General features: G+C 68.4%; 24 protein-coding genes. 15 read left to right on the plus strand and 9 right to left on the minus strand.

Annotation, left to right across the window (positions count from 1 at the left end):
• The first annotated feature begins 46 nt into the window (after positions 1-46).
• The 4 genes from tatA to lnt are packed head-to-tail and all read left to right on the plus strand — an operon-like array spanning position 47 to position 5,143.
• Complete coding sequence (gene tatA / locus ACR3ZA_RS02235) at positions 47-256, plus strand: twin-arginine translocase TatA/TatE family subunit (RefSeq protein ID WP_473659727.1); 210 nt, start codon at positions 47-49, stop codon at positions 254-256.
• A 45-nt stretch (positions 257-301) separates the two neighbouring features.
• Positions 302-1,057, plus strand: a complete 756-nt coding sequence (tatC, locus tag ACR3ZA_RS02240) for a twin-arginine translocase subunit TatC (protein WP_473662263.1) — start codon at positions 302-304, stop codon at positions 1,055-1,057.
• Positions 1,058-1,066: 9 nt separating this feature from the next.
• Positions 1,067-3,535, plus strand: coding sequence for a DEAD/DEAH box helicase (locus ACR3ZA_RS02245; protein WP_473659729.1), 2,469 nt, complete (start codon positions 1,067-1,069; stop codon positions 3,533-3,535).
• The gene (gene lnt / locus ACR3ZA_RS02250) at positions 3,536-5,143 is read left to right on the plus strand and encodes an apolipoprotein N-acyltransferase (protein ID WP_473659731.1); all 1,608 of its coding nucleotides are present in this window, start codon (positions 3,536-3,538) and stop codon (positions 5,141-5,143) included. It begins immediately after the preceding gene.
• Positions 5,144-5,211: 68 nt separating this feature from the next.
• On the opposite strand, the gene ACR3ZA_RS02255 is transcribed toward lnt, so the two are convergent.
• The 4 genes from ACR3ZA_RS02255 to ACR3ZA_RS02270 form a co-directional block, all read right to left on the minus strand.
• Positions 5,212-5,586, minus strand: a complete 375-nt coding sequence (locus ACR3ZA_RS02255) for an RNA polymerase-binding protein RbpA (protein WP_473659733.1) — start codon at positions 5,584-5,586, stop codon at positions 5,212-5,214.
• 176 nt (positions 5,587-5,762) lie between these two features.
• The gene (locus tag ACR3ZA_RS02260) at positions 5,763-6,536 is read right to left on the minus strand and encodes a glycerophosphodiester phosphodiesterase family protein (protein ID WP_473659735.1); all 774 of its coding nucleotides are present in this window, start codon (positions 6,534-6,536) and stop codon (positions 5,763-5,765) included.
• Positions 6,537-7,448 (minus strand): SPFH domain-containing protein, encoded by a 912-nt coding sequence (locus tag ACR3ZA_RS02265; RefSeq protein ID WP_473659737.1) that lies wholly within the window; start codon positions 7,446-7,448, stop codon positions 6,537-6,539. It lies immediately after the preceding gene.
• A 23-nt stretch (positions 7,449-7,471) separates the two neighbouring features.
• The gene (locus ACR3ZA_RS02270; protein WP_473659739.1) at positions 7,472-7,978 is read right to left on the minus strand and encodes an NfeD family protein; all 507 of its coding nucleotides are present in this window, start codon (positions 7,976-7,978) and stop codon (positions 7,472-7,474) included.
• Positions 7,979-8,083: 105 nt separating this feature from the next.
• Here ACR3ZA_RS02270 and ACR3ZA_RS02275 point away from each other — a divergent pair, with 105 nt between their 5' ends.
• The 3 genes from ACR3ZA_RS02275 to ACR3ZA_RS02285 are packed head-to-tail and all read left to right on the plus strand — an operon-like array spanning position 8,084 to position 9,824.
• Positions 8,084-8,863 carry an SDR family oxidoreductase gene (locus ACR3ZA_RS02275; RefSeq protein WP_473659741.1) on the plus strand — a complete coding sequence of 260 codons (780 nt, stop codon included), beginning with the start codon at positions 8,084-8,086 and terminating at the stop codon, positions 8,861-8,863.
• A 3-nt stretch (positions 8,864-8,866) separates the two neighbouring features.
• Complete coding sequence (locus tag ACR3ZA_RS02280) at positions 8,867-9,337, plus strand: NUDIX domain-containing protein (protein ID WP_473659743.1); 471 nt, start codon at positions 8,867-8,869, stop codon at positions 9,335-9,337.
• Between the two features lie 7 nt (positions 9,338-9,344).
• Positions 9,345-9,824, plus strand: coding sequence for a heme-binding protein (locus ACR3ZA_RS02285; RefSeq protein ID WP_473659745.1), 480 nt, complete (start codon positions 9,345-9,347; stop codon positions 9,822-9,824).
• Between the two features lie 150 nt (positions 9,825-9,974).
• Here ACR3ZA_RS02285 and ACR3ZA_RS02290 read toward each other — a convergent pair whose 3' ends face one another.
• Positions 9,975-10,922, minus strand: coding sequence for an SDR family NAD(P)-dependent oxidoreductase (locus ACR3ZA_RS02290; protein WP_473659747.1), 948 nt, complete (start codon positions 10,920-10,922; stop codon positions 9,975-9,977).
• A gap of 140 nt (positions 10,923-11,062) precedes the next feature.
• On the opposite strand from ACR3ZA_RS02290, the gene ACR3ZA_RS02295 reads away from it, so the two are divergent.
• From ACR3ZA_RS02295 to ACR3ZA_RS02310, 4 genes are all read left to right on the plus strand, one after another.
• A complete protein-coding gene (locus ACR3ZA_RS02295; RefSeq protein WP_473659749.1) occupies positions 11,063-11,986 on the plus strand; it encodes an AraC family transcriptional regulator N-terminal domain-containing protein in 924 nt (307 codons plus the stop codon).
• A 57-nt stretch (positions 11,987-12,043) separates the two neighbouring features.
• Entirely contained in the window at positions 12,044-13,495 is a 1,452-nt protein-coding gene (locus tag ACR3ZA_RS02300) for an SDR family NAD(P)-dependent oxidoreductase (protein ID WP_473549704.1), read from the plus strand.
• A 38-nt stretch (positions 13,496-13,533) separates the two neighbouring features.
• On the plus strand, positions 13,534-13,830 hold the full coding sequence (locus ACR3ZA_RS02305; protein WP_473659751.1) for a Dabb family protein: 297 nt from the start codon (positions 13,534-13,536) through the stop codon (positions 13,828-13,830).
• A gap of 65 nt (positions 13,831-13,895) precedes the next feature.
• Positions 13,896-14,840, plus strand: a complete 945-nt coding sequence (locus ACR3ZA_RS02310; RefSeq protein ID WP_473659753.1) for a hypothetical protein — start codon at positions 13,896-13,898, stop codon at positions 14,838-14,840.
• Positions 14,841-14,847: 7 nt separating this feature from the next.
• On the opposite strand, the gene argG is transcribed toward ACR3ZA_RS02310, so the two are convergent.
• The gene (gene argG, locus ACR3ZA_RS02315; protein WP_473659755.1) at positions 14,848-16,290 is read right to left on the minus strand and encodes an argininosuccinate synthase; all 1,443 of its coding nucleotides are present in this window, start codon (positions 16,288-16,290) and stop codon (positions 14,848-14,850) included.
• Positions 16,291-16,352: 62 nt separating this feature from the next.
• Complete coding sequence (gene trpD, locus ACR3ZA_RS02320; protein WP_473659757.1) at positions 16,353-17,411, minus strand: anthranilate phosphoribosyltransferase; 1,059 nt, start codon at positions 17,409-17,411, stop codon at positions 16,353-16,355.
• Between the two features lie 138 nt (positions 17,412-17,549).
• Here trpD and ctaE point away from each other — a divergent pair, with 138 nt between their 5' ends.
• Genes ctaE through qcrB form a run of 4 tightly spaced genes read left to right on the plus strand, consistent with a single transcriptional unit; the run spans position 17,550 to position 21,728 of the window.
• Positions 17,550-18,152: an aa3-type cytochrome oxidase subunit III gene (ctaE, locus tag ACR3ZA_RS02325; RefSeq protein WP_473659759.1), complete on the plus strand. Its 603-nt coding sequence runs from the start codon at positions 17,550-17,552 to the stop codon at positions 18,150-18,152.
• Positions 18,153-18,193: 41 nt separating this feature from the next.
• On the plus strand, positions 18,194-19,003 hold the full coding sequence (gene qcrC / locus ACR3ZA_RS02330; protein WP_473659761.1) for a cytochrome bc1 complex diheme cytochrome c subunit: 810 nt from the start codon (positions 18,194-18,196) through the stop codon (positions 19,001-19,003).
• Positions 19,004-19,044: 41 nt separating this feature from the next.
• Entirely contained in the window at positions 19,045-20,106 is a 1,062-nt protein-coding gene (gene qcrA / locus ACR3ZA_RS02335) for a cytochrome bc1 complex Rieske iron-sulfur subunit (RefSeq protein WP_473659763.1), read from the plus strand.
• A 56-nt stretch (positions 20,107-20,162) separates the two neighbouring features.
• A complete protein-coding gene (qcrB, locus tag ACR3ZA_RS02340) occupies positions 20,163-21,728 on the plus strand; it encodes a cytochrome bc1 complex cytochrome b subunit (protein ID WP_473662264.1) in 1,566 nt (521 codons plus the stop codon).
• Positions 21,729-21,931: 203 nt separating this feature from the next.
• Here the strand turns inward: qcrB and ACR3ZA_RS02345 are convergent, their stop codons facing one another.
• Together ACR3ZA_RS02345 and ACR3ZA_RS02350 are read right to left on the minus strand one after the other, a co-directional pair.
• Positions 21,932-22,351 (minus strand): GNAT family N-acetyltransferase, encoded by a 420-nt coding sequence (locus ACR3ZA_RS02345; protein ID WP_473659765.1) that lies wholly within the window; start codon positions 22,349-22,351, stop codon positions 21,932-21,934.
• A 7-nt stretch (positions 22,352-22,358) separates the two neighbouring features.
• Positions 22,359-22,820, minus strand: a complete 462-nt coding sequence (locus ACR3ZA_RS02350; RefSeq protein WP_473659767.1) for an aa3-type cytochrome oxidase subunit IV — start codon at positions 22,818-22,820, stop codon at positions 22,359-22,361.
• Position 22,821: the final 1 nt, after the last annotated feature.

A 22,821-nucleotide genomic window follows, 5' to 3' on the forward strand; every position in this document is an offset into this window, starting at 1 on the left:
GGACGTCGGATCCTTCGACGGCCCTCCCAACGGAAGGACATCGTCCATGCTCGGCAACCTCTCCGGCTGGCACTTCCTCATTGTGCTCGTGGTTGTGCTGCTGCTGTTCGGCGCCACGAAGCTCCCCGCCCTGGCCCGCAGCGTCGGCCAGTCGATGAAGATCTTCCGCAACGAGATCAAGAGCGACGACACGCCCACCCCCGACGCCTCCTCGGCCACGGACGACGGCGACCAGAAGTCGTCCGACTCGAAGTAGCCGGTGGCCGCTCGAACGCGGCGCGGTCGCACGGCCGAAGGCCGGATGTCGCTCGGCGAACATCTCATCGAGCTGCGCAAGCGGCTCATGCGCGCCGCCGGGTCGATCGTGCTGGGCGCGATCGGGGGCTGGTTCCTCTATGACCCGGTCTGGGCGGCGCTGTACGACCCGATCGTGCGCATCGCCGCGGCGCGCGGGATCGATGCGGCCGAGGTCAACCTCAACTACGGCACGATCACGGGTGGCTTCGAGCAGCATCTGCAGATCTCGATCGTCGTCGGGCTCGTGATCTCGAGCCCGGTGTGGCTGTACCAGATCTTCGCGTTCCTGGTGCCGGGCCTCACCCGCAAGGAGAAGCGCTACACCTTCGGCTTCTTCTTCTCCGCGGTGCCGTTGTTCTTCGGAGGCTGCGCGACCGGCTGGTTCATCCTGCCGCACATCGTGGAGCTCATGGCGAGCTTCATCCCGGCGGAGTCGACCTCCCTCTTCGATGCCCGCACCTATCTCGACTTCGTGCTGAAGCTCGTCATCGCGGCCGGAATCGCCTTCGTGCTGCCGGTGTTCCTCGTCCTGCTCAACTTCGTCGGCGTGCTCTCCGGTCGGGCGATCCTCGCCGGCTGGCGCTGGGCGATCCTGGCGATCACCATCTTCACGGCGATCGTCACGCCCGCCGCCGACGTGATCTCGATGTTCCTGCTGGCGATCCCGATGATCGCGCTCTACTTCATCGCCGTCGGCATCGCCCTCCTCCACGACCGCCGGATCGCGAAGCGCCAAGCGGCGCTCATCGGCGAGAGCTAGCGTGAACGCGTGAGCCTGACACCCGCCGAGCGCTACGCCCGGGCGAAGGCGCGCCAGGGCAGCCCCGAGGTCGAGCGCTTCCGCGCCCGCCAGGAGTTCGACCTGGACCCGTTCCAGCGCGATGCGTGCGCCTCGCTCGAGGCGGGCAACAGCGTGCTCGTCGCCGCGCCGACCGGTGCCGGCAAGACGATCGTGGCGGAGTTCGCCGTGCACCTCGCGCTGCGCGACCCGCGCGCCAAGGTGTTCTACACGACGCCGATGAAGGCGCTCAGCAACCAGAAGTACAACGAGCTGGCGGCCGAGCACGGCGCCGCCCAGGTCGGCCTGCTGACCGGCGACAGCAACATCAACTCGGGAGCTCGCGTCGTCGTGATGACGACCGAGGTGCTGCGCAACATGCTCTACGCGGACTCGGCGCTCCTGACCGACCTCGCCTTCGTCGTCATGGACGAGGTGCACTATCTCGCCGACCGCTTCCGGGGGGCGGTCTGGGAGGAGGTCATCATCCACCTCCCGCCCGCCGTGCGGCTCGTGTCGCTCAGCGCGACCGTCTCGAACGCCGAGGAGTTCGGCGACTGGCTTCAGGCGGTGCGCGGTCACACCGAGGTGATCGTGTCGGAGGAGCGCCCGGTACCGCTCGAGCAGCACGTGCTCGTCCGCGGAAAGCTGCATGACCTCTTCGACGGCACGGCGGACTCGACGGCGCTGCGCGTGAACCCCGAGCTCGTGCGTCTCGCCGCGAGCGGCGGTCGGGCACCGTATCCCCGTCAGCACCCTGGCCGCGACCGCTATCGGCGCAGCTCCGGAGGGGGCTTCCGCGATCGCGGGGGAGACCGGCTGGGGCGCCCCGAGCTGATCAGCCTGCTCGAGTCTCGTGAGCTGCTGCCCGCGATCTTCTTCATCTTCAGCCGTGTCGGCTGCGATGCGGCGGTCAAGCAGGTCGTCGGGTCCGGCATCCGCCTCACCGAGCGCTGGGAGCGCGACGAGATCCGGGCGATCGTCGAGGAGCGCACCCGACCGATTCCGGATCCGGATCTCGGCGTGCTCGGCTACTGGGAGTGGCTCGACGGGCTGCAGCGCGGCGTTGCCGCACACCACGCCGGAATGCTCCCCGCCTTCAAGGAGATCGTCGAAGAGCTCTTCCAGCGCAAGCTCCTGAAGGCCGTGTTCGCCACCGAGACGCTCGCGCTCGGCGTCAACATGCCCGCCCGCACCGTGGTGCTCGAGAAGCTGGAGAAGTTCAACGGCGAGGCGCGGGTGCCGATCACGCCGGGGGAGTACACCCAGCTCACCGGGCGCGCCGGACGCCGCGGAATCGACACCCAAGGGCACGCGGTCATCCAGTGGGCTGCGGGGCTCGACCCGCAGGCGGTCGCCTCGCTCGCCTCCCGGCGCACCTATCCGCTGAACTCCAGTTTCCGCCCCACCTACAACATGGCCGTCAACCTGATCGAGCAGTTCGGCCGCGAGCGCACGCGCGAGATCCTCGAGAGCTCGTTCGCGCAGTTCCAGGCCGACCGGGCGGTCGTCGACCTCGCGCGCCGCGTCCGCAAGCAGGAGGATGCGCTGCGCGGCTACGCCGAGGCGATGACCTGCCATCTCGGCGACTTCCCCGAGTACTCGAAGCTGCGCCGCGAGCTGAGCGACCTGGAGCGGAAGAACGCGCGCAGCGAGGGGCGCGGCGGCCAGCGCGGAGCCGACCTGGGCGGCGAGAGCCGCAGCGTGCGCGACCGCCGTCAGCGACAGATCGCCGACCTCCGCCGCCGCATGAAGCAGCACGCCTGCCACAGCTGCAACGACCGCGAGGCCCACGCGCGGTGGGCCGAGCGCTGGTGGCGGCTCAAGCGCGAGAACGACCAGCTGAGCTCGCAGATCCGCGGACGCACCGGCGCCGTCTCGGTCGTGTTCGACCGCATCAGCGACCTGCTCCTCGACCTCGGCTACCTGGAGCAGAAGGACGGCGTCTGGGGCGCCACGGCCCCCGGTCGGGCGCTGCGCCGGATCTACGGGGAGCGCGACCTGCTCGTCGCCGAATGCCTCCGCCGCGGCGCCTGGACCGGGCTCGACGCCCCGGCTCTCGCGGCGCTCGCCAGCTCCCTCGTCTTCGAGCCGCGGCGCGAGGAGCGCGACATCCAGGACCGCGACCTGCCCCGCGGGCCGTTCCGCGCCGCCAAGGACGCGACCGAGACGATCTGGGCCGAGCTGTCGATCATGGAGGAGGATCGACGGCTGCCGAGCACCGGTCCGCTGTCGCACGGCCTGTCCCTGGCGACCTACCGCTGGGCTCAGGGCGCCTCGCTCGATGCGGTGCTGCGTGACGCGGATCTGGCCGCCGGTGACTTCATCCGCTGGATGAAGCAGGCCGTCGACCTTCTCGACCAGTTGTCGCTCGTGGCCGACGGAGAGCTCGGTCGCACGGCGCGTCAGTCGATCGACGGGATCCGGCGTGGCATCGTCGCGTACTCCGGAGTCGCCTGAATGAAGCCCGACGCAGCACGCGCGCCGCTTCCGCTGGGAGTCGCGCTGGTGGTCGCCGCGGCCGCCGGGCCGATCCTCGACGCCGCGTTCCCCGACCGGAACTGGTGGCCGCTCGCGGTGCCCGCCGTCGCTCTCGTGCTGCTCGCCGCTCAGGGCCGCCGGCCCGGCTCGGCTCTTCTCATCGGGCTCGTCTTCGGCGCTTGCTTCTACTTCCCGCACATCGAGTGGGCGACGCTGTTCCTCGGGCCGATCCCGTGGTCCGCGCTGTCGACGCTGATGGCGCTGTGGGTCATGCTCGGCACCGCCGCGATCAGCCTGATCTACCGCTGGGCGCCGCGGGCCTGGTCGGGCCTGGCGGGTCGGCTGCTGCTGGTTCCGGCGATCGTGGCAGGGCTGTGGACCGCGCGCGAGGCGATCGCCAGCGTGTGGCCGTACGGCGGATTCTCGTGGGGGAGGGTCGCGTTCTCGCAGTCGGAAAGCCCGTTCGCCGCTCTGTTCGGCTGGCTCGGCGTATCCGGTGTGAGCTTCCTCCTCGTCTTCCTCGCGGCGGCCGGGCTCGCCTTCGCTCAGGAGGCGTGGCGCGCCCTCGCGGCCGGCGGGCCGGCGACCGGCAGCGGGGTCGCACGGCTCTCGGCACTGAGGCTGGGAACCGCCTACCTCGCCCTGCTGCTCGTGACGATGGTGTTCCCTGCCTTCCCCTCGGCCACGGACGGCAGCATCCGCGTCGCCGCGGTGCAGGGCAACGGCAAGACCAGCTACTTCGATCCGCCGGAGCGCACCGGAGACAATCTGCTGGCGCAGGTCGCCGCGACGGAGCCGATCTACGACGCGAACGTCGATGTCGTGGTCTGGCCCGAGGGCGGCAGCGACCTCGATCCGCTGCGCAGCGCCTCGGCGGCGCGGATCTTCGACGAGGTGTCGCAGCGCGCCGGTGCGCCGCTCGTCTCCGGCATCATCACCGCGCGCCTGCCGGAGGGCGGCGACCCCGAAACCGACACGGAGTACTTCAACACCGCGGTCGTCTGGCGCGACGGCCAGGGTGCGGGCGACTACTACGACAAGAAGCACCCGGTGCCGTTCGGCGAGTACGTTCCCGATCGGGAGTTCTGGCGCCAGTTCGCCCCCGATCTGATCGACCTGATCGGGCGCGAGTACACGCCGGGCACCACCGACACGGTGCTCGAACTCGACGACGGTCTGCTGGCGGGCGTCGCGATCTGCTTCGACATCGTGGACGACCAGATCATGACCGACACCGTCCGCGAGGGTGCCGACCTCGTGTTCGCCCCCACCAACAACGCCGACTTCGGTCGCACCGACGAGAGCGTGCAGCAGCTCGCGATCGCGCACATCCGGGCGATCGAGCTGGGCCGCTCGGTCGTCAACATCTCCACGGTCGGCACGAGCGCGATCATCGCCCCTGACGGAACGATCCTGGACGAGCTGACCTGGTACACCGCCGACGCGATGGTGGTCGACGTCCCGCTCGGAACCTCAATCACTCCTGCCGTGCTGCTGGGCCGTCAGCTCGAGTGGGGAGTCAGCGGGCTCGGACTCGCCGGGCTTCTGCTGGCCGCGTTCGCCGGTCGGCGCGTCACACGCCGCTGAGCGCGCAAAAAGGGCCGCTGCCCCAGGAGGACAGCGGCCCTGCGAAGACCCGTCGTTCGGCGGGAGACCTATGCCGTCTTGCGACCGGTCTTCGAAGCTCCGCGGCGCGCGCGGAGGTATTCGAGGCGCTCCTGCAGGAGCTCCTCCAGCTCGGGCCGCGTCCGGCGCTCGAGCAGCATGTCCCAGTGAGTGCGCGGAGCCTTCGTCTCGGCTTCCTCGGACTGCACCAGCGTGCCGTCCTCCGCGACGAGTCGCCCCTCGAGCCCGGTGCGCGGCGACTCCCACGTCTCCGGCACCTCGGCGTCAGACGAGAAGGTGACCTCGAAGGTCTTGCCGTCGTCAGTGCGGTAAATGCTCTTCTTTCGCGGCGAGAACTCGACACCGTCCTCCGTCTGGAGACTCTGTGAACCAAGTCGCATGCCGCGCAAACTACGATCTGCCATCGTGTGGCCTCCCTCTGCGCTCACCCGATCGCGCGGGCGCCGGCGGATTACCGCACGCTCGCCGATCCGGCACTCATGTATAACGTCAGCGTGGCGAGGAACATGCCTCGACGGGTGCGTTTACAGACCTTTCACAGCCGCCTCGTGACGGATTGCGAGATTGGCCCGAGCGTCGCTCAGGACGCGCGGTCGCGCACGACGGACAGCGCCGTGTCCGCACGGTCGGAGACGAGCCCGTCGACGCCGATCGCGAGCAGCCGCGTCATCGTCGGGGCGTCGTTGATCGTCCAGACGTGCACCTCGATGCCGGCGGCGTGGAAGCTCTCGACCGAACGGGCGGTGATGGCCGGGATCCCGGCCATGCGCAGCGGGAACTGCACGGCGTCGACACCGCCCAGGATGCCCCGCAACGGTCCGATCGCGCCGGCGCGGGCCGCGAGCACCGCGGGGATCGCGCGGCTTGCCGAGAGCGAGGTCGCGACCCCGGGGAGTTCCTCCACGGCCGCGCGGCGTCGGGACTCGCTGAAGGAGGTGACGAGCACCCTCCCCGTGGCACGGCGGTCTCGGATCGCCGCCGCCGTGGGACGTGCGGCGCCCGCCGTCTTGATGTCGATGTTGAAGCACGTGTCGGGGAAGGCATCCAGCGCATCAGCAAGAGTCACGAATCCCTGCCCCTCGCCGAGCGGCACCTGCGCCAGCTCTGCCGCCGTCAGCTGCGCGACGGCGGCGTCGCGACCGGCGACGCGCGTCAGGTCGGGGTCGTGGCTGACGATCGCGACGCCGTCCGCCGAGACGTGCACATCGGTCTCGATGTGGGTGACGCCGAGCGCCACCGCGCGCGCGAAGGCGAGCAGGGTGTTCTCCGGCGCGTCGACGGCCAGCCCGCGATGGGCGAGGACGCGCGGCGTCGGGGCGTCGAAGAAGATCGACGACCCCGTACCTCTCGCCACCTACTTCGACGGCGGGGTCGCCCCGCCGAGGAACCCATTGCCGATGCCCTTGATCGCCTCGGTGAGCTCGCTCGGAATGATCCAGAGCTTGTTCGAGTCGCCGTTCGCGAGCTTCGGCAGGATCTGCAGGTACTCGTAGGCGAGCAGCTTCTCGTCGGGGTTGCCCTTGTGGATCGCCTCGAACACGGTGCGGATCGCCTCCGCCTCACCCTCGGCGCGCAGCACCGCGGCCTTGGCGTCACCCTCGGCCTGCAGGATCGCCGCCTGACGCGAGCCCTCCGCCTCGAGAATGGCCGACTGCTTCGTGCCCTCCGCGGTCAGGATCGCCGCGCGACGGTCGCGCTCGGCGCGCATCTGCTTCTCCATCGAGTCCTGGATGGAGTGCGGCGGATCGATCGCCTTGAGCTCGACGCGGCCGACGCGGATGCCCCACTTGCCGGTCGCCTCGTCGAGCACGATGCGCAGCTGGCCGTTGATGTTGTCGCGGCTGGTGAGCGCCTCTTCGAGGTTGAGACCGCCGACGACGTTGCGGAGCGTCGTGGTCGTGAGCTGCTCGACGGCGCCGAGGTAGTTGGCGATCTCGTAGGTGGCGGCGCGCGCGTCGATCACCTGGAAGTACACGACCGTGTCGATCGAGACCACGAGGTTGTCCTCGGTGATCACCGGCTGCGGCGGGAACGAGACGACCTGTTCGCGCATGTCGACGAGCGGGCGCACCCGGTCGATGAACGGCACCAGGATGTTGAGGCCGGGGGAGAGGGTCTTGTGGTACTTGCCAAGCCGTTCCACCACGCCGGCGTAGGCCTGCGGAATGATCCGGATCGCGCGGAACAGCGTGGTGAGCACGAAGATGCCGAGCACCACCAGCAGGGCGATGATGAACAGCTGCCCGATGAAGTCACCGAATTCCATGAGAGATCCTTTCGCGGGTGAACTCAGGCGCCGGGGGAGCCGGGCGCTGTGGCGGAGCTTTCGGGGGCGACCTCGACGGTGGCCCCGTCGACGCGGGTGACGACGATCCTGTCGCCCTCGTCCAGCGCGGCGTCGGCAACCTGACGAGCGAGCCGTGCCGTCCAGGTCTCACCGTTGTCGAGCTTGACGAGGCCCGCGCCCTCGACGAAGCGCGTCATGACGCGACCGCCCAGGTCGAAGAGCGCATCCACGTTGCTCTTGGCCGGATCGGCGCTCTTCTTGAGCGCGTTCAGCAGCAGCGGACGGATTGTGAAGATCAGCAGCCCGGAGATGACCGCAGCGAGGCCGATCTGCAGCCACCACGGGCCGCCCAGAAGATTCGTGCCGAGTCCGCCGAGCAGACTGCCGGCGGCGATCATGAGGAACGTGAACTCAAGGGTGAGCAGTTCGACGACGATGAACAGGAAGACGAATACCAACCAGACGATCCACAGATACTGCGTCAGATCGAGCCACATCGGCGCGTTCACCCTTCGTGCTCCGTCGGCGCTTTCCGACGTCAGCTCGACGCTATCACCCCCGAGGTCACCGGGCGGGGACGAGTTCTCGCCGTGGGATTGCTACAGTCGAGACTCGTGAACAGCGCCGCAGACTCGACCGTCCTTCCGCCCGCCTCTCTCGACGGCGTTCGCGCCCTCGTCACCGGATCCTCCCGAGGGATCGGCGCCGACACGGCGGGCTATCTCGCCGCCGCGGGCGCCAAGGTCGTCATCAACTTCCGTGCCAAGGCGCCGCGCGCCGACAAGGTCGTCGCGAGCATCGTGGATGCCGGGGGAGAGGCCCTCGCCGTCGGCGCCGATCTGACGTCCCCGGAGTCGGTCGCCACCATGATGGGAACGATCAAGGAGGCCTGGGGCGGGTTCGACCTGCTCGTCCTGAATGCCTCCGGCGGCATGGAGAGCGGCATGGGCGAGGACTACGCGCTGCGCCTGAACCGCGACGCCCAGGTCAACGTGCTGGAGTCGGCCCTGCCGCTCATGAAGTCGGGCGGTCGCGTCGTCTTCGTCACCAGCCACCAGGCGCACTTCATCAACACGGTCCCGACGATGCCCGAGTACGAGCCGGTTGCACGCAGCAAGCGCGCGGGCGAGGACGCCCTGCGCGAGCGGCTGCCGATGCTCACCGAGAAGGGCATCGAGTTCGTCGTCGTCTCCGGCGACATGATCGAGGGCACCATCACCGCGACGCTGCTCGACCGGGCCCGCCCCGGCGCCATCGAGGCGCGTCGCGAGGAGGCGGGCAAGCTGTTCACCGTCTCCGAGTTCGCGGCCGAGGTCGCCCACGCGGCGATCGACCCGATTCCCGCCGACAACACGCGCTATGTCGGCGACGTGAGCGGCTTCCAGAAGGCCTGAGGCATGGCGCACCGGGCGCTCTCGCGCGTCCTTCTCGTCGATGAGCAGGACCGGGTGCTGATGTTTCTTCAGTACGGCAAGACGCGAGACGTCCCGCCGCGCTGGATCACCCCGGGCGGGGGAGTGGACCCCGGCGAGACGCACGACGACGCGGCGCGACGCGAAGTCTACGAAGAGACGGGGTTGCGCCTCGAGACCGTCGGCGCGGCTTTCCTCGACGAAGACTTCGACCCGGATCAGCGCTGGCACCCGTACCAGACCGGTCACTGGGCCTGGTATCTGGAGCGCGTCGAGAGCTTCGAGCCGTCGCGCGAGGAGTGGACCGACGAGGAGCGGGTCGACATCGTCGAGTGGCGGTGGATTCCGCTCGCTGAGCTCGCCGGCGGCGTTGTCGACGGCTTCGAACTGGAGCCGTCGCACCTGGCAGAGCTCGTTCGCACGGGTCGCGATCAGTCGCCTGCCTCGGGGAGCTGACTTCGTTATGTCAGCTGTGACGCTCGACGAGATCATCGAACTCCGAGATGAGGCGGCGCGCCTGATTCTCGACCGGTTCAGCCACGACGACGCCTGGCGTCTCGGAATCCTGGCACGCGAGGCAGGCATGGCCTGTGAGCGCGGCGTCAGCATCCGAATCGACCGTGGCGACCAGCTGGTGTTCGCCAGCACGACGAGCGGCACCTCGGCAGACAACGACGCCTGGATCGCGCACAAGATCCGCCTGACGCGACGGCTGGGCACTCCGAGCCTGCTGGCGCGAGCCCGCAACGACGTCGACGGCTCGTACGAGTGGCTGCGCGCCGAAGGCTACGTTCTGGCGGGCGGTTGCGTGCCGATTCTGATGGCGGGCGGCGCACAGGTTGGCCTGATCACCGTCTCGGGGCTGACCGATCTCGAAGACCATCAGGTCGCGGTGACGGCGCTGCGCGGACTGAGTGCGGAACAGGCAGCCCGACGCGCCTGATCTCGCCACAACGGCCCTCTCGGGCACTCATCGGGTATCCGATAATCTCCATTATGTCAGATTAGGGAAGTTCTCACCGGCCGCTCGCTCTCCCTTGCCGAGCCCGCGGCGCGCTTGAGCGATCGCGCGCCGCGGGTCGACAGCCTCGAGTCAGGCCGGGTTCCAGTGGAATCCCGTCGCCTGCTCGGAGCGCGTCCAGAGCTGCTGCATCACGGCCTTGTCGTAGGCGTACGGCTTCAGCGTTCCCTTGCCGACCGGCCCAACCCATTCGCGGCGTCCGGTCGGCCCGTACAGCGCGCGCTGCTCAAGGCCGTCCGCCGTGGCGCACATCACCTCCGGGTACGCGCCCTTCTCGGCCGACTGCACCAGCGGCGACAGCGTCATGAGGTAGAACGTGAACCGCATCGCCAGGTTCCCGCTCGTCTTGATGAGCGAGGTGGCGGACGATCCGGGGTGGCAGACGTACACCTCGACATTCTTGCCGGCGGCCTTCACCCTGTCCTGCAGCTCATACGCGAACATCATCTGGGCCAGCTTGCTCTGGCTGTACGCGCTGTTGGCGTTGTAGTCGCTGTCCCAGTTCATGTCGTCGAACTTGATCGTCTTGAGCCCCATCATGTAGCCGAGGCTGGCGACGACGACGATTCGCCCGTGCGATTCGTCGATGCGGTCGAACAGCATCCCCGCCAGGACGAAGTGCCCGAAGTGGTTGGTGCCGAGTTGACTCTCGAAGCCGTCCACGGTGAGCTTCTGCGTCGGCACCTGCGCGATCGCCGCGTTGCAGATCAGCGCGTCGATCCGCGGCACGGTCGCCAGGATCTCCTCCCCCGCCGCGCGCACGCTCGCGAGGTCGGCAAGATCCATGCGAATCGAGCTCACGTCGGCATCTGTGCCGAACTCCTGCTTCAACCGACTGACGGCATCCGCGGACTTCTCGGCACTTCGGTTCAGCATCACGACCTTCGCCCCTTTGGACAGCAGGATTCGTGTGGCCTCGTAGCCGGCACCGGCGGTCGTGCCGGTGATCAGGTAGGTCTTGCCCTCCAGGGAGTCGAGGTGGTCGGGTGTCCAGCCGGGAAGGGCATCGATCGTGGTCATGTGATTCCTTTGCAGTGGGTTCAGGACAACGAGCGGATGGTTGCCCTGCGGGGTCGATGGCTATACGCTAAGCCTCAGCACGCGGCCATATATAGCGATTTTGCCGCGAATAGTTGCCCGTTTCCCTCAGATTGATTCCAGTGATCACCCACGATGCATCCGATCTCCGGACGGAGATCCGAGACCTGGTGGCTCGCCATGCCCCTGGCGACGGCGTCCACCAGACCCCTCTCGACGGGGTCCGACTCTTCCGCGTCTCGTCGCCGGTTGAACGAGTTCCCGGCGTCTACGACCCGAGCGTGTGTGTCGTCGTGGCCGGCTCGAAGCACGCCTACCACGACAGCCGCACCCACACCTACGACCCCGACCATTACCTCTGCGCGACGATGCCGACCCCCCTCGAAGCCGAGGTTCCGGTCGCGACGACCGACGATCCCGTCCTCGGCGTCCTGATCGATCTGGAGAGCCGGACGATGGCGGAGCTGCTGATCGCGTTCCGGGCCGCGCGGCCTCGTTCACGTCGAGCGTCGGAGAAGCCGGCCGGACTGATCGTGGCCGACTGGGATCACCGCTTCGAGACGGCACTGCTGCGCGCGATCCAGATTCTCGACGAGCCGGCGGCTCTCGACATCCTCGGTCCGGGGCGTCTCCGCGAACTGCTCTACGCAGTGCTCGACGGCCCGGCCGGTGGCGCCGTTCTCGGCGCCCTGGGTGGCCCGTCACACGAGCTCACGAGCGTGCTGACCTACATGCGCACCAACCTCGACCGACCGCTCGCCATCGAGGACCTCGCGGATCGGGCAGGCATGAGCCGGGCCGCGTTCGACCGCCATTTCAAGGCAACCACGAGCCTCTCCCCCCTCAAGTACCTCAAGTCGCTCCGACTCAACGACGCCGCCATGCTCATCACGAACGGCGCCGGCATCACCCACGCCGCCACGCGCGTTGGCTATACAAGCGCCTCCCAGTTCAGTCGCGAGTTCAAGAGCCACTTCGGCACGACCCCACGCGACTGGGCCAACTCCGGCCGTCCCGTTGACGTCCAGTCCTCGGGCGAACGCTGAACGGCGTCGCGCGCCCTCTCTGCGGTGAGAGAATGCTCTGTGCCCTCCGACGACCCCATGCCCCCCAGCGGGATCGACCCCGCCGAGCTCGAGGTCACGCTGCGCGTCCTGGGCCAGCTCTCGAAGGTCGACCGCGAGCACCCCGACTTCCAGACCGTGCGACGTGCCACGGCGAAGTTCTTCAAGGATGCGAAGCGCGAGCGCAAGCTCGAGACGCGGGCCCGCATCCAGGAGCACGACCGCGCCGTTGTGGCCGCGACCGCGACCGGTGCCCCCGACCGGATCGATGATGAGACGCGCGGCATCCCGATCTCGACTGCGACGACCGCGCCCACCGCGGGAGTCCTGAAGAAGGCGCGCGCCTGCTACATCTGCAAGCAGGACTACACGCTCGTCGACGCCTTCTACCACCAGCTCTGCCCGAGCTGCGCGGCCATGAGCCACGCCAAGCGCGACGCGCGCACCGACCTCACCGGCAAGCGCGCGCTGCTCACCGGCGGCCGCGCCAAGATCGGCATGTACATCGCGCTGCGCCTGCTGCGCGACGGTGCCCACACCACCATCACCACGCGCTTCCCGCGCGACGCGGTGCGCCGCTTCACGAGCCTCCCCGACTCGGCCGAGTGGATCGATCGGCTCCGCGTCGTCGGCATCGACCTGCGCGACCCGTCGCAGGTGATCGGCCTCGCCGAGTCGGTCGCCGCGCAGGGACCGCTCGACATCCTGATCAACAACGCCGCGCAGACCGTGCGGCGCTCCCCCGGCGCCTACCAGCCGCTCGTGGATGCCGAACTCGCCCCGCTCCCGGACGGCCCGCTGCCCGAGTTGGAGACCTTCGGCCACACGAACGACCCGCACCCGCTCGCGCTCGCGCAGTCGGTGGCGGCGCATCCGATCCTCGCCGCGGCCGCTGCGAAGGCCGAGGAGCTCACCGAGGCGGCGCTCGCGGCCGGCTCCTCCTCGCTCGACCGGCTCGCGGCCGGCACCGCGATCGATGCCGGCGGGCTCGTGCCCGACCTCGCGCACATCAACTCGTGGACGCAGAGCGTCGACAACGTGGAGCCGCTCGAGATGATCGAGGTGCAGCTCGCCAACGAGACGGCGCCGTTCATCCTCATCTCGAAGCTGCGCGCCTCGCTCGCGGCCTCCCCTGCGCGACGCACCTACGTCGTCAACGTGAGCGCCATGGAGGGCGTGTTCGGCCGCGGCTACAAGGGCCCCGGACACCCGCACACCAACATGGCCAAGGCCGCCGTCAACATGCTGACGCGCACGAGCGCGCGCGAGATGTTCGAGAGCGACCGGATCCTGATGACCAGCGTCGACACCGGCTGGATCACCGACGAACGGCCGCACCCGACCAAGGTCCGTCTCGCCGAGGAAGGATTCCATGCCCCGCTCGACCTGGTCGACGGCGCCGCGCGCGTCTACGATCCGATCGTGCGCGGCGAGGCCGGAGAAGATCTGTTCGGCGTCTTCTTGAAGGACTACTCCCCCGGTTCCTGGTAGCCACCCTCCCCCGCAGCGTCGCGACAGAGAGAAGAACAATGATTCAGCACACCGTGGCCTTTCGCCTGACTCACCCCCGCGGAAGCGAAGCGGAGGCGGACTTCCTGGCCGCCGGGCGCCGCATCCTCGCCTCGATCCCCGGCGTGGAGGATTTCACCGTCTCGGAGCAGGTGGGTAAGAAGTCCCCTCTGACCTGGCATTTCTCGATGCGGTTCGTCGATGATGTCGCCTACGCGGCGTACAACGAGCACCCGGACCACGTCGACTTCGTGCAGTCCCGCTGGGTGCCGGAGGTCGTCGAGTTCCAAGAGTGGGATCTCGTCCCGGTCGCCTGAGGCCGTCGCCGGGAACGACGTGAGTCGAGTAGTTCTCAGTCGCCTCGGCATGCTTGACTGTTCGCGTGAGTCACGCCGATCCGCCGCCCCCACCGCCGCTCAGCACGGCCGCGCTCGACGTTGACGGAGCCTCGCCCGCTCCCCCTCGACGTCCCCGACGTGCACGCGGGTGGATCATCGCCCTCGCGCTTCTCCTGGTCGCGAGCCTGGGCGGCCTCGGCTACCTCGTCGTGCAGTTCCTCGACGCACAGGAGCAGATCGCCGAGCAGGAGGACGAGATCGGCGAGCTCAACGACCTCCTCGACAACAAAGAGGTCTTCGGCGCCGCCATGGACGAGCTCATGGATACCGCGCTGGCGCTCGACGGTGCCCAGATGGCCGAGCTGGTGCCCTTCGACGAGTACGAGCGCGTCGCGAGCACGGCTTGGGCGAACCGCCGGTCCCCCGCCATGGTCGCGCAGCACACCGAGCAGATCCGGGGATACACGGCCGAACTCAGCGAGATCCTGGCCGCCGCCGAGTCCGAAGCGGCGAAGAACTCGACCGGCACGACGGCAGAGCGCGTGCTCGACGACGTGAGCGACGGCTTCGCCCGGCTCGCCTACGACAACGCCGACAAACTGTGCGAACAGGACGTCATCGGCTGCGTCACAGGTGATGACCCGTACGTCGTTCACCTCGATCGCGGCGACCTGGAGCACCCCTCCGTGGACGACTGGGGCCGCGAACTCGTGACACTCCACGAGTACGCGCACGTGCTGCAGTTCACCAACCCCGAAGCAACCGACGCCGCCCTGGAGAGCTTCGGGGGCGATTGGGAGTTCATGGCCGACTGCTACGCCCTCGACGCGATGGGCAGCTGGACCCTCGACCGCCGGGTCTGGACGAGCGCGTACCAGTACTGGGATATCAGCTACGGCTACGGCAAGGTGTGCGACAGCGGGCAGCGCAAGGTCATCAACTCATGGGTCGACGAACTCGGCGTGCAGTACCGCACGATCTCGCAGTAGTCGCGGACTAGTCCGTACCGGAGTCGAAGGCGGCGCCCTCGTTCGCGGCGTCGGTCGCGCGCTCGAGCTCGTCTTCCGCCTTCGAGTGCTCCTCCGCCGGGTCGAGGATGTCGGACGCACTGCCCGATTCGAGCCGCCCGACGAGGTCGCCGGTCGGTCCGCCGATGAGCCCCGCGGCCGCGTACTGTTCGAGGCGCGCTCGCGAGTCGGCGATGTCGAGGTTGCGCATGGTGAGCTGGCCGATGCGGTCGTCGGGACCGAAGGCGGCATCCCCCACCCGCTCCATCGACAGCTTGCCGGGGTGGTAGCTGAGCGCCGGCCCGGTCGTGTCGAGGATCGTGTAGTCGTCGCCGCGCCGCAGGCGCAGCGTGACCTCGCCGGTCACGGCGGAGCCGACCCAGCGCTGCAGCGATTCGCGCAGCATGAGCGACTGCGGGTCGAGCCAGCGACCTTCGTACATGAGACGCCCGAGTCGCCGACCCTCGTTGTGGTAGTTCGCGACGGTGTCTTCGTTGTGGATCGCGTTGAGCAGCCGCTCGTACGTGATGTGCAGCAGCGCCATGCCCGGCGCCTCGTAGATGCCGCGGCTCTTCGCCTCGATGATCCGGTTCTCGATCTGGTCCGAGACGCCGAGCCCGTGACGTCCGCCGATCGCGTTCGCCTCGAGGACCAGCGCGACCGGGTCGGTGAACTCGACGCCGTTGATGGCGACCGGGCGTCCGGCCTCGAACCGCACCGAAACCTCCTCGGTGGCGATCTCGACGTCCTCACGCCAGGACGCGACGCCCATGATCGGTTCGACGATGTCGAGACCCGAGCTGAGCTCCTCGAGGTTCTTCGCCTCGTGGGTTGCTCCCCAGATGTTGGCGTCGGTCGAGTAGGCCTTCTCGGTGGCGTCGCGATACGGGAAGCCGCGGGCGACGAGCCACTCGCTCATCTCGGTGCGGCCGCCGAGCTCGCTCACGAACTCGCTGTCGAGCCACGGCTTGTAGATGCGCAGCTTCGGGTTGGCGAGCAGACCGTAGCGGTAGAAGCGCTCGATGTCGTTGCCCTTGTAGGTGGAGCCGTCGCCCCAGATGTCGACGCCGTCCTCCTTCATGGCGCGCACGAGCATGGTGCCGGTCACGGCACGACCGAGAGGAGTCGTGTTGAAGTACGTCTTGCCGCCGGAGCGGATGTGGAAGGCGCCGCACTGCAGCGCGACGAGGCCCTCCTCGACGAGCGAGGTCTTGGCGTCGACGAGGCGCGCGAGCTCGGCGCCGTACTCCCCCGCGCGGCTCGGAACCGCGTCGATGTCGGGTTCGTCGTACTGCCCGATGTCGGCGGTGTAGGTGCAGGGAATGGCGCCCTTCTCGCGCATCCACGCCACGGCGCACGACGTGTCGAGCCCTCCCGAAAACGCGATGCCAACTCGCTCACCGATGGGGAGACTGCTCAGAACCTTCGACATGCCTCCAGCCTAGATTGCGTCAGAGGTCGCGCGTGCACACCGAGGTCCCTTGCCGCGGAGGGTCAGCGCCCTTCGCGGGTCGCGGCAGCCCAGGCATCGAGCTTGGCGGTCGCTGCCCCCGAGTCGATCGTCGCGGCGGCGGCCACGATCTTCTCAGCGAAGCGCTCGCGGATGTCGCGCTGAACCTGGGCGGGATCCTGGGCGAGCTCCCACGAGACCAGACCCGCGGCGGCGTTCAGCAGCACGATGTCGCGCACCGGACCCGACTCCCCCGCCAGCACGGCGCGGGCGATCGACGCGTTGTGAGCCGCATCGCCGCCCTTCAGGTCGTCGATGCTGGCGCGCGCGATGCCCAGGTCGGCCGGATCGAGATCGTGCTCGTGGACCTCCCCGCGCGTCACCTCCCAGAGGTGGCTGTGGCCGGTGGTCGTGAGCTCGTCGAGACCGTCGTCGCCGCGGAACACCAGCGCGGTCGCGCCGCGCGTGCGGAACACCCCGACGAACAACGGCACTTTCGCGAGATCGGCGACGCCGACCGCGGAGGCCTCGGGGCGAGCGGGGTTGCACAACGGCCCGAGGAAGTTGAACACCGTCGGGATGCCGAGCTCGGTGCGCGTCGGTCCGGCGTGGCGGAATCCCGGATGGAACATCGCCGCGAAGGCGAAGCCGATGCCCTGGTCGCGGAAGATCTCCGCCACCCGAGGGGCGTCGATCGACAGATCGACCCCGAGCGCGGCCAGCACGTCGGAGGAGCCGGAGGCCGAGCTCGCCGCCTTGTTGCCGTGCTTCAAGACCTTCGCGCCGGCGGCAGCGGCCACGATCGACGACATCGTCGAGACGTTCACCGTGCCGAAGCGGTCGCCGCCCGTTCCGACGATGTCGAGAGCGAGAGGCTCGATGTCGATGGGCGCGGCATTCGCCAGGATCGCATCGCGGAAGCCGACGATCTCATCCACCGTCTCCCCCTTGGCGCGCAGCGCAACCAGGAACGCGGCGAGCTGCGCGGAGGTGCAGCGCCCCGCCATCACCTCCTCCATTGCCCACGTCGCGTCGGCGATCGAGAGGTCTTCGCGCGCGAGAAGCCGGGTGATCAGGGTCGGCCAGGACGATTCGGTGGGCATGGCCAGCATCGTACCGGCGGAAACAAAGGAAAATTTCAGCGAAGTTGCCCCCGACAGGCCCCCGGATGGGAAAACGCCGGGAACGATATCGGCCATAATGGTCGGGTGACTAGTACGTCTGTTTCCAGCCCGCCCGCCATGACGGCGATCAACCGGCCGAACACCGCTCAGGTCGGCACGATCGTGTGGCTGGGCAGCGAGGTCATGTTCTTCGCTGGCCTGTTCGCCGTCTACTTCACGCTGCGCTCGGTCTCGCCCGAGCTGTGGGCAGAGCAGTCGGACAAGCTCAACATCACGTTCTCGCTGATCAACACGATCATCCTCGTGTCGTCGTCGTTCACCTGCCAGGCCGGCGTCTTCGCCGCCGAGCGCCTGCAGGCCCGCCGCAACGGGGGCCCCTGGCAGTTCTGGAAGTGGGGCACGGTCGAGTGGTTCTACGCCACGTTCGTGCTCGGCGCGATCTTCATCGTCGGCCAGGTCTACGAGTACGCGCAGCTCGTCACGGAGCACATCGGATTCCAGACCGACGCGTACAGCTCGGTCTTCTACTTCGCGACCGGCTTCCACGGTCTGCACGTGACCGGCGGTCTCATCGCCTTCCTGCTCGTGATCGGCCGCATCTTCGCGGTCAAGCACTTCACGCACAAGGAAGCCGTCAGCGCGATCGTCGTGTCGTACTACTGGCACTTCGTTGACGTGGTGTGGATCGGCCTGTTCCTCGTCATCTACGTCCTCCGCTAAACCGCCGACTCGACCTGCCCAGAACGGAACGCACCGCAATCATGGCGAACTCCGAATCCGCCCCGCTCCGCCGCACCCGCGCCACGGGTCGCCGCTCCCCGCTCGCCTCCGTGGCGCTGCTCGTGATCGGCCTCGTGGCGACCGGCGGCGCCTACGCGGCCTTCACCTCCAGCGCGACCGCCCAGTCGACGGCCTCGGTTGAGGCGCTCGTCGACGAGGGCGAGAAGCTCTTCATCGCGAACTGCGCCAGCTGCCACGGCCTGAGCGCCGAGGGAACCGACAACGCGCCGACCCTCATCGGCGTCGGCGCCGCCTCCGTCGACTTCCAGGTCGGCACCGGCCGCATGCCGATGGCCGCGAGCGGCCCGCAGGCCGAGGTCAAGCCGGTCCAGTTCACCGACGAGCAGATCGCCGCGCTCGCCGCGTACGCCGCCAGCCTGGCCCCCGGACCGGCGATCCCGGCGGCCGAGTACCTGACCGGTGAGGGCAACGTCGCGAACGGCGCCGAGCTCTTCCGCATCAACTGCGCCATGTGCCACAACGTGGCCGGCGCGGGCGGCGCGCTCACCGAGGGCAAGTACGCGCCCGACCTGCAGGACATCGACCCTGTCCACGTCTACGAGGCGATGGTGACCGGTCCGCAGAACATGCCCGTGTTCAGCGACCTCAACATCACGCCCGAGGACAAGGCCGACATCATCTCCTACCTCGCCTACCTCGACGACAACCCGTCGGCCGGTGGGCTCAACCTCGGCAGCCTGGGCCCGGTCTCCGAGGGACTGTTTGTCTGGATCTTCGTGCTGGGTTCCATCGTCGCGATCACCGTGTGGCTGACCGCACGCTCCAACTAGCGACCAACCGCACACGAACTCGCACTACGAAAGGGAAACGCATGGCAGAGCAAGGCAGCGCCGATACCGGCACCGCTGTCGAGAAGCACGAGGCGCCCGCTGCGGCCTCCGGGACTGCCGTCGTCAGCTCGGATCGCGTGGAGAACCCCGGCTTCGAGCCGCACCGCCCGCGTGTCTCTGACCTCTCGCCCGAGAAGGAGAAGCAGAACGAGCGTCGCGTCGCCGGCCTGTTCTTCGCGTCGATGATCGGCGCCGTCGGATCGATCGTCGCCTACATTGCGATCCCCTTCGAACCCGGCAACCCCGCGTCGGTGCAGCTGAGCAACATGCTGATCGGTCTGGGCATCGCGCTCTCGATGCTCGGCATCGGCTTCGGCGCGATCCACTGGGCGAAGTCGCTCATGTCGAACGAGCACGCGGTCGAGCAGCGCCACCCGGTGCGCGGCACCGAAGAGACGCGCGCCCGCGCGGTCGAGATCTTCCAGCTCGGCAACAAGGAGTCCGGCTTCACGCGCCGCAAGCTCATCCGCAACTCCCTCATCGGCGCGCTGGCGATCTTCCCGCTGCCCGCCGTGGTGCTGTTCCGCGGGCTCGCCCCGGACGAGGACCCGGTTGAGCTGTTCAAGCACACCATGTGGGATGAGGGCGTGCGTCTGACGCGCGACCCCGACGGCACGCCGATCAAGGCCTCCGATGTGACCATCGGATCCGCCTTCCACGTGATCCCCGAGGGACTCGACGAGTCGTCGCACAAGCTTGAGGAGAAGGCCAAGGCCGCCGTCCTCCTGATGCGTCTGAAGCCCGAGGACCTCACGATCTCGGCGGGTCGCGAGGACTGGAACTACCAGGGCATCGTCGCCTACTCGAAGATCTGCACCCACGTCGGATGCCCGGTCGCGCTCTACGAGCAGCAGACCCACCACCTGCTGTGCCCGTGCCACCAGTCGCAGTTCGACATCAAGCGCGAAGCCGAGGTCATCTTCGGGCCCGCCAAGCGCGCGCTTCCGCAACTGCCCATCACCGTCGACGCCGAGGGCTACCTGGTCGCGCGCAGCGACTTCACCGAGCCCGTCGGCCCGAGCTACTGGGAGCGCTCGCTGTGACCGTCCAGACCGAAACCCCCGCGACCACGAGCGAGGCGCAGACCCCGGGCACGGGGATGCGCTTCACCAACTGGGCCGCGAACTACATCGACGAGCGCACCAGCATCTCGGGCGCCGTCAAGGAGTTCGGCCGCAAGGTCTTCCCCGACCACTGGTCGTTCGAGCTCGGCCAGGTCGCGCTCTACAGCTTCGTCACGATCCTGATCTCGGGAACCTTCCTGACGTTCTTCTTCCAGGCGTCGATGGCCGAGGTCCACTACGACGGCTCGTATGTTCCGCTCAAGGGGCTCGAGATGTCGGCTGCCATGGCGTCGACGCTCGACATCAGCTTCGACATCCGCGGTGGCCTTCTGATGCGTCAGATCCACCACTGGGCTGCGCTGCTGTTCGTCGCCGCGATCGGCCTGCACATGCTCCGGGTGTTCTTCACCGGCGCGTTCCGCAAGCCGCGCGAGATCAACTGGGTGATCGGCTTCGTCCTGTTCATCCTCGCGATGGGTGAGGGCTTCACCGGCTACTCGCTCCCCGACGACCTGCTCTCGGGCAACGGCCTGCGCATCATCGACGGCCTGCTCAAGGGCATCCCGATCGTCGGAACCTGGATCTCGTACCTGCTGTTCGGCGGCGAGTTCCCCGGCTTCGACATCGTCGGCCGCCTCTACGTGCTGCACATCCTGATCCTGCCGGCGATCCTGGTCGCCGCCCTCGGTGTGCACCTGATCCTCGTTGTGGTCAACAAGCACACGCAGTTCGCTCGCCCCGGCAGCACCAACGACAACGTCGTCGGTGAGCCGATCATGCCCGTGTACGCGGCCAAGGGCGCCGGGTTCTTCTTCATCATCTTCGGCGTGATCGCCCTCACGGCCTCGCTCGTGACGATCAACCCGATCTGGAACTACGGCCCCTACGACCCCTCCCCCGTCTCGGCGGGAACGCAGCCCGACTGGTACATCGGCTTCGCCGATGGCGCGCTGCGCCTCGTGCCTCCGGGCTGGGAGTTCGTGATCTTCGGCTTCACGCTGTCGCTCAACATCCTCGCTCCGGTGCTGGTGCTCGGCCTCTTCATCGTCGTGGTCATGCTCTACCCGTTCTTCGAGGCCTGGGTCACGGGCGACAAGCGCGAGCACCACATCACGCAGCGCCCGCGCAACGCGCCGACCCGCACCGCGATCGGTGCCGCCGGCGTCACGTTCTACGCGGTGATGTGGGCTGCGGCGAGCTCCGACCTGATCGCCACGCACTTCAAGCTGTCGATCGAGTCGGTGACGCATGCCCTCCAGGCGCTGCTGTTCCTCGGCCCGATCGTCGCGTACATCGTGACGAAGCGGATCTGCCTCGGACTGCAGAAGAAGGACCGCGAGATCGCACTGCACGGCTTCGAGTCCGGACGCATCGTGCGCCTGCCCGGCGGCGAGTACGTCGAGGTGCACGAGCAGCTCTCCGACTACGAGCGCTGGAAGCTCGTCAGCTACGACGACTACCAGCCGCTCATGCTTCGCCCGAACAAGCGCGGCAAGATCACGGTCAGCGAGCGCGCTCGCGCCGTCGTATCCCGCTGGTTCTTCGAAGACCGCATCGCGCCGGTCACGAAGGGCGAGATCGAGGCCTCGAAGCACCACTGATCCGCATCGCGAACAACGCCCGCGCGCTCCTCACGGAGCCGCGGGCGTTGTCGTCTGCGGGGCCCGGTCGAGGGCGCGTCAACATGCACGTGTGCCCTCGACGTGGCACGCTCGGCGCGATGACGGAGGACAGCGCAGCACTCCCCCGCTCGCTTTGCAGCACCTTGCCGCGGAGAGACGACCGGCGCGGCCGAGGAACGGGCCTAGAAGAACCGCCGCATGTACTCGGCGCTCTCGTGGAAGCCCAGACGGTCGTAGAAGCCACCCGCGCGCCGACTGGCGACCGTGAGCTGCGTGACGCCCCGCTCGACGCAGGCGGCCTCCACGGCGCGCACGAGGGCCGTGCCGTGGTCTTGGCCGCGCGCCTGCTCGTCGACCACGATCTCCTGCAGCTGCGCCGAGGGGCCGTTGGTTGAGAGCAGCGGGACGACCGTCGTCAGCGCATAGCCCTCGACGTCGCCGTTCTCCCCCGTGGCGACGAGCAGGATGACCGGATCCTCGCCCGAGAAGTACCGATCCCAGGTCTGATCGAACGCAGCGCGCTGCAGTGGAATCGCGTGCGACAGCTGGCCGACGAGCCGGAAAACTGACTCGCGGTCCTCAGTGACGGCGACGCGGATCACGGGGTGCTCAGCGCGCGAAGTTTCCGCGGTAGTACTCGTAGTTCCAGCCCACGATGCCGATCACCGCGATCGGACCGCCGATCAGGGCGATCCACACGCCCACGGCAAGGCCGAGGAACACCATCGCGACGCCCACCGACAGCACGAGCGGCCACCAGCTCCACGGGCTGAAGTGACCCATCTCGGGGTCCGCGTCGTCGATGAGGGCGTCACCGCGGTCTTCCGGCAGCTCCCCGCCGGTCGACTTGCGGATGAGGCCCAGGTAGAAGCCCAGGAAGGTCGCCAGAATCGACGACAGCGTGAGCGCGACCGTGCCCACCCACTCGGGCTGGGCCGCCAGCTCGGCGTTCATGCCGGAGCCGACGATCTGCGGCGCGGCGGTGTCCGCCATCGTCCACAGGGCGTAGATGACCGCCGAGATGCCGAAGAACAGGCTCAGCAGCCAGAAGATCGCGTAGTTGGCGCGCATG

Source organism: Herbiconiux sp. J20-20 (assembly GCF_057365085.1).